This window comes from Priestia sp. P5_B4, from assembly GCF_056400385.1.
The window spans coordinates 61,532-73,715 of record NZ_JBFULJ010000001.1 but is presented as its reverse complement, the minus strand read 5'-3'; the positions used below and the strand labels follow the sequence as shown (position 1 = coordinate 73,715).

Annotated in this window: 13 protein-coding genes and 1 riboswitch; of the genes, 5 read left to right on the top strand and 8 right to left on the bottom strand. The window is 38.9% G+C overall.

Annotated elements, in window-relative coordinates; translation table 11 throughout:
• Positions 1–52: 52 nt before the first annotated feature.
• On the bottom strand, positions 53–1,018 hold the full coding sequence (gene corA / locus AC1DRF_RS00345) for a magnesium/cobalt transporter CorA (protein ID WP_274157409.1): 966 nt from the start codon (positions 1,016–1,018) through the stop codon (positions 53–55).
• 151 nt (positions 1,019–1,169) lie between these two features.
• On the opposite strand from corA, the gene AC1DRF_RS00340 reads away from it, so the two are divergent.
• Positions 1,170–1,625: a ferritin-like domain-containing protein gene (locus AC1DRF_RS00340; RefSeq protein ID WP_274157408.1), complete on the top strand. Its 456-nt coding sequence runs from the start codon at positions 1,170–1,172 to the stop codon at positions 1,623–1,625.
• 54 nt (positions 1,626–1,679) lie between these two features.
• Here the strand turns inward: AC1DRF_RS00340 and AC1DRF_RS00335 are convergent, their stop codons facing one another.
• Positions 1,680–2,846 carry a M20 family metallopeptidase gene (locus AC1DRF_RS00335; protein ID WP_274157407.1) on the bottom strand — a complete coding sequence of 389 codons (1,167 nt, stop codon included), beginning with the start codon at positions 2,844–2,846 and terminating at the stop codon, positions 1,680–1,682.
• Positions 2,847–2,989: 143 nt separating this feature from the next.
• Between AC1DRF_RS00335 and AC1DRF_RS00330 the strand changes: the two genes are divergently transcribed.
• Complete coding sequence (locus AC1DRF_RS00330; protein WP_477740219.1) at positions 2,990–4,045, top strand: aromatic acid exporter family protein; 1,056 nt, start codon at positions 2,990–2,992, stop codon at positions 4,043–4,045.
• Between the two features lie 32 nt (positions 4,046–4,077).
• Here the strand turns inward: AC1DRF_RS00330 and AC1DRF_RS00325 are convergent, their stop codons facing one another.
• Positions 4,078–5,532, bottom strand: coding sequence for an alanine/glycine:cation symporter family protein (locus AC1DRF_RS00325; RefSeq protein ID WP_063248473.1), 1,455 nt, complete (start codon positions 5,530–5,532; stop codon positions 4,078–4,080).
• 255 nt (positions 5,533–5,787) lie between these two features.
• Here AC1DRF_RS00325 and AC1DRF_RS00320 point away from each other — a divergent pair, with 255 nt between their 5' ends.
• The gene (locus AC1DRF_RS00320) at positions 5,788–6,540 is read left to right on the top strand and encodes a lipase family protein (protein WP_274157405.1); all 753 of its coding nucleotides are present in this window, start codon (positions 5,788–5,790) and stop codon (positions 6,538–6,540) included.
• A gap of 25 nt (positions 6,541–6,565) precedes the next feature.
• Here AC1DRF_RS00320 and AC1DRF_RS00315 read toward each other — a convergent pair whose 3' ends face one another.
• The gene (locus tag AC1DRF_RS00315) at positions 6,566–7,054 is read right to left on the bottom strand and encodes a DinB family protein (protein WP_274157404.1); all 489 of its coding nucleotides are present in this window, start codon (positions 7,052–7,054) and stop codon (positions 6,566–6,568) included.
• A 367-nt stretch (positions 7,055–7,421) separates the two neighbouring features.
• Between AC1DRF_RS00315 and AC1DRF_RS00310 the strand changes: the two genes are divergently transcribed.
• Positions 7,422–7,727, top strand: a complete 306-nt coding sequence (locus tag AC1DRF_RS00310; protein WP_427076834.1) for a hypothetical protein — start codon at positions 7,422–7,424, stop codon at positions 7,725–7,727.
• Here AC1DRF_RS00310 and AC1DRF_RS00305 read toward each other — a convergent pair.
• A complete protein-coding gene (locus tag AC1DRF_RS00305; RefSeq protein ID WP_427076835.1) occupies positions 7,688–8,212 on the bottom strand; it encodes a type 1 glutamine amidotransferase domain-containing protein in 525 nt (174 codons plus the stop codon). The genes AC1DRF_RS00310 and AC1DRF_RS00305 overlap by 40 nt on opposite strands.
• A gap of 305 nt (positions 8,213–8,517) precedes the next feature.
• Here AC1DRF_RS00305 and AC1DRF_RS00300 point away from each other — a divergent pair, with 305 nt between their 5' ends.
• Positions 8,518–8,940 carry a DoxX family protein gene (locus AC1DRF_RS00300; RefSeq protein ID WP_016762814.1) on the top strand — a complete coding sequence of 141 codons (423 nt, stop codon included), beginning with the start codon at positions 8,518–8,520 and terminating at the stop codon, positions 8,938–8,940.
• 69 nt (positions 8,941–9,009) lie between these two features.
• Here AC1DRF_RS00300 and AC1DRF_RS00295 read toward each other — a convergent pair whose 3' ends face one another.
• The 3 genes from AC1DRF_RS00295 to AC1DRF_RS00285 all read right to left on the bottom strand — a co-directional run bounded on the left by AC1DRF_RS00295 (position 9,010) and on the right by AC1DRF_RS00285 (position 12,041).
• Complete coding sequence (locus AC1DRF_RS00295) at positions 9,010–10,173, bottom strand: M20 family metallopeptidase (protein WP_043975748.1); 1,164 nt, start codon at positions 10,171–10,173, stop codon at positions 9,010–9,012.
• Between the two features lie 229 nt (positions 10,174–10,402).
• Positions 10,403–11,200, bottom strand: coding sequence for a HoxN/HupN/NixA family nickel/cobalt transporter (locus AC1DRF_RS00290; RefSeq protein ID WP_013055084.1), 798 nt, complete (start codon positions 11,198–11,200; stop codon positions 10,403–10,405).
• A gap of 133 nt (positions 11,201–11,333) precedes the next feature.
• Positions 11,334–11,516: riboswitch (cobalamin riboswitch) on the bottom strand.
• Positions 11,517–11,621: 105 nt separating this feature from the next.
• Positions 11,622–12,041, bottom strand: coding sequence for an organic hydroperoxide resistance protein (locus AC1DRF_RS00285; protein ID WP_013055083.1), 420 nt, complete (start codon positions 12,039–12,041; stop codon positions 11,622–11,624).
• Between the last annotated feature and the right edge of the window lie 143 nt (positions 12,042–12,184).

Sequence of the window (12,184 nt, the reverse complement as noted above, 5' to 3'; positions counted from 1 at the left end):
TTCATTTTTACTGAGTTGATTAACATTTATACAGGAAGGTCAACAATCTACTTTATAGTTTCGGTCCTTTTCGATATTTAAACCATCCCATTTTATAAAAGGCAAAGACCATTACGCCTACAAGCCCAATCATAATGCCAAGTACAATAAAATAATTATATTTCCCCGTCAGTTCCGGCATATATGAAAAGTTCATGCCATAGAGGCCAGCAATAAACGTCAACGGTAAGAAAATAGCTGACATAAGCGTTAGCGTAAACATGATTGAATTCATACGATCCGAGTTAATGGACATAAAGCTTTCTCGAATATCATTTGACAAATCCCTGCTTGCTTGCATAATTTCAATCATATTTAATAAGTGGTCATAAATGTCATTAAAATAGCGAACCTGCTCTTTTGCTTTTAACGCATTAGTTGACATAATACGATACATTAAATCTCTCATGGGGTTTAAAATGCGGCGCATTCGTGACAAATCACTTCGGATGTCATAAAGCTGCCTCATTAATTCATCCATAGGTTCGTCTTTTGCATTGTCTTCAATGTCGTCTATGTGATCTTCAAATTTATAAAGCACGGGGAAGTATTCGTCCACGGTATGATCTAAGAGTTCATACATGATATCCCATGTTCCATCTTCGGTAGCCTCAGGGTCTTTTTTGATAAGCTCCCACACCCTAGCCACGCTCGTTAGCTTATCCATATGGTAAGTGACTAAAAAGTTATCCCCTACAAACGCAGATACTTCTAAGTGCTCAAGCTCTTCTTTATGAAGGGCATAATAGACTAAAAAATAATGCTCATCATACAACTCAAATTTAGCGCGCTGACCTTGATTTAAACAGTCCTCAACTGCTAAAGGATGAAAATTAAATTGTTCAAGCAGCTTTTTTTCTTCCTCGGTGGGATTGTAAAAATCAACCCAATACCATTGAAAGTCATGGCTTGAACGAATCTCATTCATTTCTATTTCTTTAATAGCTCCTTCTTTGGTTTTAGCTACAATTTTAATCATAAGATAACCTCTGTCTTTTTTGATACTATTCTCTGCACATACCCTTTTTACCATTTTGTTAAACTTTTTTCTTTTAATGTACGTCTTTTCTCGTCTATACATACGATGATGGTGACGACAAGAGAACAAAACGGTGAGGAGGCATATCCATATGTATGAATTTTACTCCCGGCATGAAGAATATTGGGAAGATGATACAAGGCTAGACGAACAGCTTCTAAGAGATATAAACAAAGCTGTAAACGATGAGTTTTTCGCTATTCACTACTATACACGCTTAGCAGAACTGGCTCCTAATAATCAGGTTCAACAAGCTATATTAGGTATTCGGCAGGATGAAATTAAACACTTTGACTGGTTTTCTAAAGCCTATTATGATTTATCAGGCAGCTACCCACAAATTTCATTAAACATAAAACTACCAAATACTTTTCAAGAAGGGGTCTCTGAATCCATTAAAGATGAAGTAGAAACCGTTCCATTTTATCAATCAATCGCTAGAAGAATCACAAATGCTCGAATTCAAAGCCGCATTGTTCGAGCTGCGAGCGATGAACAGCGCCACGGTCAAATTTTCCGAACCATTCAGTCCCACTTCTCATACTAAATAATACGCTTGCAGTCGCAAGCGTATTATTTGGTATGGTTTTATCATTACCTCTTACTTTGTAGCATTAAATTCTTCTTTGATTTTTTGGAGCAGCATTTGATTTGTTAATACGTCATACCCTGTTAATGCCATTGTTTGTGCCCCGAGTATCATTGCTTCTCTTCCTTGCTCACTTAAAGCTGCTTCTCTGAATTCGTGCGTATGACAAACAAAATAATCATCACAAATTTGAATATACGGATGAATAGCCGGAACAACCTGACTTACATTCCCCATATCTAAAGATCCATGATCGCCTTGGTCTTCCGTAATGCTTTGTTCACTCACGCCTAATGAGATGAGATTATTTGTATAGACATCGGATAATGTTTGATTCGTTTGCATATCATCATAAGAAAACTCATAGTTTGAGATTTTTAATTTTGTTCCCGTGGCTAGAGCAGCGCCGTTTGCACATGCCTTCACCTTCTCTGTCACTTCATCTACATATGCACGAGTTGAAGCGCGGACATAAAATTGCGCTACTGCATAATCCGGTACAACGTTGGCCGCCTTGCCTCCCTCTGTAATCACTCCATGAATGCGTACATCCGGCTTCACATGCTGGCGAAGCGCATTAATGCTGTTGAACGTTTGTAATACGCCGTCTAACGCGTTGATTCCTTCATGAGGAGCAGCAGCTGCGTGCGCGGATTTTCCGAAGAACTCAAACTGAATGGCATCCATTGCAAGAGAACGTCCGCTTTTTTGGTGACAGTAATAAGGATGTACCATCATAGCTACGTCTAAATGATTAAAAATGCCTTGCTCGGCCATCGTTACTTTGCCGCCTCGTGTTTCCTCTGCAGGCGTTCCATATACGTATACTTTGCCGCCTGTTTCTGCAACTGCTTTACTAAGACCAATACCAGCTGCAATCGACATGGTTCCAATTAAGTTATGTCCGCATGCATGTCCGAGATCCGGCAAAGCATCGTACTCAGCCATAAACCCAATCGACGGACCTGGCTTTTGACTGTCATAAACAGCAGTAAAAGCCGTTGGCAAGTCACATGTACCAATTTCAACTGTGAACCCTTGTTCTTTTAAAACATCCGTTAATGCTTTGTACGCTTTGAATTCTTCGTGGCCAAGCTCAGGGTTTTGCCCAATATATTTGCTTACATCATAAAATGTCTCCTGTAAGTTATTAATTGCTTCATTTATTAATTGTTTCATTAGTCGTACTCCTCTTTTAAATATTTAAACAAATTATAGTATATTTATTCGTTTTTTAAAAGCTAGTTTTTAAGACGTGTTTTCCTATCACCTTAATATGCCTTATAATTAAACTACTAACTGTTTTAAAGAAGGTATGCATAATGATTTACATAAAAAAATTCAATTTTTTAGGCGGTCGTATTATTAAAACAGGCATTGCCGTTTTTTTGACTGCACTCATTTGCCAGTCTATCGGCTGGCCATATATGCTCGCTGTTATTACAGCTATTGTTACGATTGAACCAACCGCTGCCGATTCTATTAAAAAAGCGTTCATCCGCTTTCCTGCTTCAGCAATCGGAGCTGCTTTTGCCATGCTTTACACATTTCTATTAGGAGTGACGCCGCTTACCTATATGCTTGTTGCTGTTTCTACTATTATATCCTGTTCTAAATTGCGTTTGCATGCAGGAACACTCGTTGCCACGCTAACAGGAGTGGCTATGCTGACGATTGTGCACGATCATTATTTCATCTCGTTTTTAATTCGCTTAGCGACCACCAGTATTGGGCTGCTTACTTCTTCACTTGTGAATATCAGCGTTCTTCCTCCTAATTATACACCGATTATTACGAGGGAAATTCAAAATCTCTCAAAACAAATGAGCAGCGTTTTACAGCAAAGAGGAAGCGAACTTTCCCAAGTACATGCTTGTCATAAACAAACAAAGCTTCAATTTCAGCAGCTTTCCGCTGAAATTGAAAAAATTGAGACGCTTTGTGAGTATCAGCGAAAAGAATGGAAGTTTCATCATTTCACTCGTACAGCTATGAGAAAATTCCACTATGAATATAAGAAACTTTCTCTTATGAGGCAGCTTGTCTACCATATTGGTAATTTAATTTACTTGCCTGCTCATCAGCTGCAAAGTGCAAGACATCAAGTAATATGGGATACATTCAATTCCTTTCATAACGTCTTACAAAATGAACAATATAAAAGCTCTTTGCATCATCAAACGCTTGTTTTGACTTTAAAACAAAGGTTTTGGGCACATAAGCAGGAAGAAAACAGAGGGGATCAGCCTTTTTCAACAGAAACAACAATGCTGTACGAACTGCTTGCAATTCACCATCTGCTTGAAGAACTACACCGTATTCATTGTTTGAAGGATCGATATAACTTAAATAACTCATCTGTCTCGCTTTCTTCATAAAAAAATCCTCACATATGTGAGGATTTTCTTGTTTACGAAACTTGTGACTCATCTTTCTTATATTCTTTCTCCCAGTAGTCTGCATTTTTAATTCCTAGCTTAACAGGATCAAACACAGGGTCTACCCCTTGTTTTTTCTGAGCTTCATAGTCTTTTAATGCAACTAACGCAGGCTTAGCTAAAATTAAGATAGCAATTAAATTTAGCCATACCATGATACCAAGCCCGACATCACCTAACGCCCAAGCTAGTGATGCTTGTTTAACTGAGCCGTAGAACGTAGCTCCTAGAAGGACAAGCTTTAATGCAAACATAGCCCACTTTCCGTTCTTTCCACGAGTTAGGTAAGCAATATTTGTTTCAGCAATGTAATAATAAGCCATAATCGTTGTAAACGCGAAAAAGAATAGGGCTACTGCCACGAAGCCAGCTCCGAATCCCGGCAACACTGTTTCAATAGCAGCTTGTGTAAATCCAGGCCCTGCTTCTACACCTGGTAAATTTGAAATAATAAATGAACCACCTGGTCCTTCCGTGTTGTACATGCCTGTGAATAAAATCATAAACGCTGTTGCTGAACAAACGAACAGTGTGTCAATATAAACCGAAAAAGCTTGTACAAGGCCTTGTTTCGCCGGATGTGAAACTTCTGCTGCAGCTGCTGCGTGTGCACCTGTTCCTTGCCCTGCTTCATTTGAATAAATACCGCGCTTAACTCCCCAAGAAACAGCTAAACCAACAATTCCTCCAAAAGCAGAATCTAATGCAAAAGCACTTTTAAAAATAAGAGCGATCACTCCCGGCAACTCGGAAATGTTCATGGCAATAATAATAAGAGCTAAAATAATATACCCAAGTGCCATAAAAGGGACAACGAATTGGGCCACCCCTGCAATACGCTTAACGCCTCCAAAGATAATAAAAGCAAGAATAATAACTAATCCTACTGCTGTAACCGTTGGACTAACGCCAAATGCGTTGTCGATGCCAAGCGCGATGGAGTTAGACTGAACGCCCGGCATTAAGATACTCATCGCAACAAGTGCTGCAATAGCAAATAAAATGCCATACCATTTCATACCTGTTCCTTTTTCGATATAGTACGCTGGACCACCTCGATATTGGCCATCTTGTTTAACTTTATAAATTTGAGCAAGTGTTGATTCGATGAATGCACTAGAAGCACCAATAAAAGCAACTGCCCACATCCAAAATACAGCTCCTGGACCTCCAAAAGCGATAGCTGTTGCAACTCCAGCAATGTTTCCTGTTCCGACTCGTCCCGACAGCGCTAAAGACAGGGCTTGGAAGGAAGAAACTCCTGCTTCTGAGCTTTTACCCTGAAACATCAGCATAACCATGTCTTTTAAGTGTCTTACCTGCAAAAACCTCGTTAAAATTGAGAAAAACAGGCCGATCGCAAGACACCCATAAATAACAGGTGTGCTCCATAGCACATTATTCAAACTCGTTACAAATTGCTCCAAACGATAACCCCCTTATTTTTTCATTCAGACTATTTTAAATTATAAGTTAAATTATAAATTTTAACAATAAAACTCTAAATTAAAACTTATTTTTAGTTAAAATACACAAAAAAACTTATAAAATCTTCAAAAACATCTAACGATAAACCGTTTACATTCCGTAATTATCGCTTTCAAAAGAGAGGTATCTGCACCTTTCTTCTCAGGAACACATAGGCTATAGGAGTTATTTTCTATTAGAAGGTGTGAAAAACAATGATGAGAATAGAGCCTTTATTTTATCGTCCTTTAGCTCTAGACCTTCTTTATGCGTGCGTCTTAGCTTATAAGCAATACGCACAGGGAGGCACATTTGATGTACCTGAAGGCTACCGGCTTATTAAATCGTTTAAAGCTTCTGCCGTAGGGGTGCAAGAATGGTTTGGTTTTATTTTAGAATCTGATGACTCTATCGTAATTGCCTTTCGAGGAACTCAATCTGAGGCAGACTGGATTACTGATGCTCGCATTAGGCAGCGCCCTTATCCATACAATCAACAAGCTGGTCTCGTTCACGAAGGTTTTTTAGCCGTTTACGAATCCTGCCGTGATGAAATTTTTGAAACATATCAGTCCCTTACCCCCAAGCCACTTTATATAACAGGGCATAGCCTAGGTGGTGCACTCGCTGCTCTTCATGCCTTAGATGTCGCCACAAACGCATCTTTTCCGGAAGTTACAATGTACAACTACGGAGCTCCTCGAGTAGGTGATCCTCAATTCGTTCAAACATACACAAATCTTGTTTCAAATAGCCGCTGTTTTGTTAACACGACGGATACGGTTCCTAAAATCCCTCCGAAGCGCCTTTATTCCCCTTCCACCAAGCAAACGATTTATTACGATCAAGATCCTCTGCAACTCTCGTTTACGATTCAAACAGGCTCTACCGTAGGGAATCATAATCCCCAAACATATAGTGTTGGTATTTGGATGATGTCGGACTATCCTATTTTGGTCCAAAAATAAAAAAACAGGCGGACTGCCTGTTTTTTTATGCACGAATTGCTGTTTTGATTTCTTCTATTTGTTCTTGATGACGCTTTTCATGATAGCCAATAAAATCAATCCACTGCTTTAAATCCATTAACCCAAACACAGGGTGTGGAAATGATTTTTGCTTTAGCTTGTCTTCACTTGCTGTTTCTTCTAGCTCTATTAAAGCTGCTCTTGATTCTGCCAGCTTACTCTTCATTTCTTCTAATGTCTGCTTTTCATTAGAAGGCGTAACTTGAGCCGGTGCATCTACTTTTCGCGAACGGTCTACCGCTAAATGAAACGGCTTATCTTCAGTTGGCTGATCCACACCGTTTTCTAACTGATCCTTTACACGTGAAACAATCATGCGCTCCATCAAATATAAATGTTCTAATACTTGCATAACGCTCCATGTATTAGATGCTGGCTGTTGATTTAATTGTTGATATGTTAATGATTCTACACTTCTCAATACATCATTTCGAAACTGTTCATTTTTATTCATTTTTCATCCTCCTCTAGGATTCCTCTAACTTATCGTATCAAAAAACTCTTCCATATAAAAAAGATATCCCTTTATTTAACCATGTTTTAGCTGCAATTGTTTCACGTGAAAAAATCACATTTTCTATTTGACATAGATCAACTGAGATGTTATATTTAGATTTCTGGCTTTTCTTTAAGAGCTGGACATAGTGAAAGTAACTTGAAAGGATGTATCGTACAATGCAAGGTAAAAATACTGGCATTCGACACATGTCTTTGAACAAAACTTATTCACACTGGATCGGCTTCGGAGCCGTAAGGATGCAAGAGAGGTAGGGCTTGCGTCGTTTAGGTTAATCGATCATGTGGAAAAACAAACCGCGGCAATGGATGAAATCCATGCAAGCACAATCAATGCTAATTGTGCCCTAACAACAACGAAACATACAAAAACCGTAATCATGGATTTTATAAAGAAAGTAATCATTTTGTTTTTACACTTGCAAAAGCAAGTTACTGATAAGAAACACAAACAAAAGCGAGCAGATGCATCTGCTCGCTTTTTTAATGATACTTTTTTATTTACTTTATCATTTCTTTTTTTAGCGGATCTTATAAAAAAGCCAAAACCAATGTGGTTTCGGCTTTTTTCTTATTGCTCTGCTAGTACATCAGCAAATGCTTTTGCATAAGGAGGAAGGTCTGGCGGACGGCGGCTTGAAATAATGTGGCCGTCGATTACGACTGCTTCATCATGCCAAATAGCTCCCGCATTTTCCATATCATCTTTGATTCCTGGCGTACTTGTTACGTTTCGGCCATCTAAGATTTTTGCAGAAATTAATACCCATCCTGCATGGCAGATTTGACCGATTGGCTTTTGCTGTTCATCCATATGACGAACCATTTCAATTACTTCAGGATAGCGGCGCAGTTTATCCGGCGCCCAGCCCCCAGGTACTAAAATAGCATCATATTCAGCTGGATCAACATCTTTAAACGCGTAGTCCGATACGGCTGGAACACCGTATTTCCCCATGTACGTTTCGTTTGCTTTTTCTCCAACTAAATGTACTTCTGCTCCTTCTTCTCGAAGACGTATCACTGGATACCATAGTTCTAGATCTTCAAAGTCTGCACTAACAAGCGCAATAACTCTTTTATTTTCTAAACGCATCGTAACACCTCCGCCATCAGTATAGCATGTTGGAGAATAAGATTGAAAATAAGGGACTAACTTGTACATAATTAAAGGATTTTTCAAGTGCTCTTCAGAAAATTTTTGTATGCCAAATGGTCTAATTTTATATTTCCACTTGACTAAGGACAAACATCACACTACAATGTGTAGTGTGATGTTCATAATGTTATAAAATTATCCAAATAAGAAAGACTTTCTGATTTAATTGCTACATTTCTTTTTTCGGGCTTTAACACTACATAATGTAGTGTTTTTCAAATACACTTAAAGGAGGAAGTAAAGTGAATAAAAACGTCGAAATTGGTTCACTTATTATTCGTTTAGTATTAGGTTTTACATTTTTAGTACACGGCTTTCAAAAATGGCAAGGCGGGATTGAAAATACAGTAGGGTTCTTCGATAGCTTAGGAATCCCTGGTTTCATGGCATATATTGTTGCAACCATTGAACTTGTAGGTGGGATTCTTATTATTCTTGGCCTAGCAACAAGAGTCGTATCTGCTTTATTTGTGGCAGTTATGCTTGGCGCCATTTTTACAGCCAAGCTTAAAAGCGGATTTGTTGGCGGGTTTGAATTTGATATTGCCTTAATTGCCATGTCTGCTCACTTATTTCTTGCAGGAAGCCAGTTCCTTGCTCTTGATGCAGTGGTATTCAAAAAGAAAGAAACTGCCTTTTCTCTTCAAGAAGAAAGCAGTAAATAAAAAAAGAAAGCTTATACTCTCCCAATATAAGCTTTAAAATTAGTCCCCGCCGTTTGAGGCGGGCTTTTTTTATATTTGCAGCAGCAAATTCGCAAATAAAGAAGAACGCTCGGACAACGTATCAATTTGAATATGTTCATATTCTGCGTGTATTCCTTTTCCGCATGCTCCTAATCCATCCAGCGTGGGAACTCCAATGGCCGCTGTAAAATTGCCATCACTTCCGCCGCCCACAGCTGCTTCTTCCAATTTCATACCCAGTTTCGCCGCGATTGACTGAGCGCATTCAAATAGCTCTTCCGTTTGTTTAGACTTGACCATCGGAGGACGATTCATACCTCCCGTTACTTCGAGCTTAATCCCTTTTAAAATGGGTGTTAAATTCAAAATAATATCCGTCATGCGTTTTGCTTCTTCTTCTGTAGAAACACGTAAATCCACGTGCGCTTCTGCATATTCCGGCACTACATTTGTACCGCTGCCTCCCGTAAATGTCCCAACGTTCACCGTTGTACCTTTTTCATAATCTGTTAAGCCCTGCAAGAAAATCACTTGGCGCGCCAGCTCTTCAATCGCATTGATTCCTTCTTTGTGGTGATTACCCGCGTGTGCTGCTCGTCCCCATACTTTTACGGTGAAAATCCCCGCTCCTTTGCGCGACGTTTTTAACGCACCTGAACCCGCCACCGCTGGTTCCGCTACTAGCACTGCTTCACTTCTTTGTGCTTCTTCTTCAATGTATTTTTTAGAAGAAATTGACCCAATCTCTTCATCCGAATTACAGAAAAACACAATTTTTTTATCGAGCGATAAGCCAAGCTCTTGAATCGCTTTAATCGCCCATATAGATTGTACAATGCCGCCTTTCATGTCTAAAATTCCCGGACCATACAGCTTGTTTCCCTCCGTTCTTAGACTCAGCCTCCCCTTTTCCCATACCGTGTCAAAATGACCGATAATTAAAAGCTGCTTTTCTCCTTCTCCAATCGTAAATTTCAAGTGGTTTCCTACTTCTTTTTCTTCTATGATTTCGTACCCTACCCCTAACCGCTTTTGAAACAGCTGCGTTAAATACATTCCACACTGATCTACTAACTCTTTACTGTAGGACGGTGATTCTTTTTTCACAAATCCAATTAAATCTTCAAGCATATCTTGTTCGTGTTCTTTTAAATAACTAAACACGCTTTGTTCTACCATTACCTGACTCAAATCAATTCCTCCTCCAAACAACCCCTGCTGCTTGCATTAAATGCTTTTATTTATTTTACGTATAACTATGTTCTACGTTTCACATAACGACCTTAAATTATCCTTAATTATAATGGTTTTCAGACAATTTTCCATCCTTTAAATACAGATAATACTTTAACTTATTCATAACCGACCGAAAATAGCCATAAACTTCAACAAATTCATACAAAAAAGCTTCAATCTTCAACAGATTAAAGCTTTCGTTTGACTAATTGACATTTATTTTAATATTTTTCCCTTTTGACTTCACACTCACAAAAACAAACATAGACACTAAAAAAATAAACAGAATAACGCCAACCATTTCAAAGTTTACTTCGGCCCATGGGTTAAAGAAAGTGAATGCTAAATAGAACGACACACCATACGCGAGGACAACAATAACCCAGCCCATCAAGCGGGAAGCAGATTGTCCAAATTTACTCGATTCATTCACCATTTTATGTACAATCATCGAATCGATTGTATCTGTAAGCATCATGCCAAACATAAACACTAGTCCCAACAAAAGCGGCGTATACTTGCCTGCGTTCCCTACAGCTAGAGACCACACGGCCGTTTGACTGACCGTTTCGGCTGCTAAAGCGAACAATGCCCCTACAAGAATAATTAAAAAAGGATTCGTTGTTCCTTTTGCGATTTTCGGAATAAACTTCCCTTTTAATCCGCTCAGCTGAAACTCTTCTTCTTTATTTTTAGTTCGAAGCAAATGATATGTGTTTAATGTTCCAATCAGAAAGAGAGAGATAATGGATACCCAAGATGCAAAATGATCGAAATATGATGGAAACGTAAAATTCTTCATCACCACGCCCAGCACCCCGGCCGTGACGGCCACCATTCCTCCATGACCTAGTGAAAACAGCGTTCCAACCCACGGGGCAAAACGGCTGCCCATTCTCCAATTATATCGGGTCTGGCCATCAATAAAAGCTAAGTGATCTGCATCCAATCCGTGCCTGATTCCTAATAAAAAGACAAGTAAAAAAACTGATAAACCTTCCATTTCCTACACTCCTTTTTTTAAAATAAAACGTAAAAAAGCCTCAATTCTATAGAAATTGAGGACGTATCGGCATATGAAAATAAACAGCAATTGCTCACTGCGTACCTTGATACACCGCCTCTTTCCTAGAAGAGTCAAGTGTACAGAATAGGTAGGTCTCCTGGCTTGAGATCATCATTTTCTACCGCCTTCCCCATTTTGAGTGACGATAAGATAGAAAACTCCCTGTTTACAGTGGCTGGACCGCTCGAGATTTGCACTCAATTCCCTGTTACCTCTTACGCTATGTAAGAGCACCTAAACTGTGCGAATGATTCATTTTCTTCCTCATTATACTAGTACCGCTTACAAATGAATAGAGAAAATTCAAATAAAAAAGCCCTGCTAAGCTTTACATGCTTAGCAGGGCTTTTTAAAGCAATTAAACTACTTCTACCGTTACGTCTACGTTGCCGCTGATTGCTTTTGAATACGGACAGTATGAATGAGCTAGGTCTACATATTTTTTCGCTGTTTCTAAATCTAAGCCTTCGATATGTGCTTCAAGCGCTACTCCAATTTTCACTCCTTGATCAGCTTTATCAGGAAGCAGCTGAACAGTAGCTTTTACTTCACTGCTTTTGATTTCTACGTTATGTTTTTTCAACATAAATTCTAACGCGCTGTTGAAACAAGCACTGTATCCAGCTGCAAACAGCTGCTCTGGGTTTGTTGCTGTTGTTGCTTCTCCACCAAGCGCTGGAGGTGTTGCAACGTCTAAGTTAAAGATGTTATCTAAAGAGTGAACTTCTCCTGTTCTTCCACCTGTGTTAACGACTGTTGTTTCATATAAAGCTTTCATGTATAAACCTCTCCTCTTTTTCATTAATTTTATTAAAAGTTTTTTATTTATCGTTTCCGTTATTTAATTGTACGCAATTTAATTTTAAAAAACAAGTATTAAATACATTAAAAATTTCCCAATAAAAAAAGCCGCGTATTTGC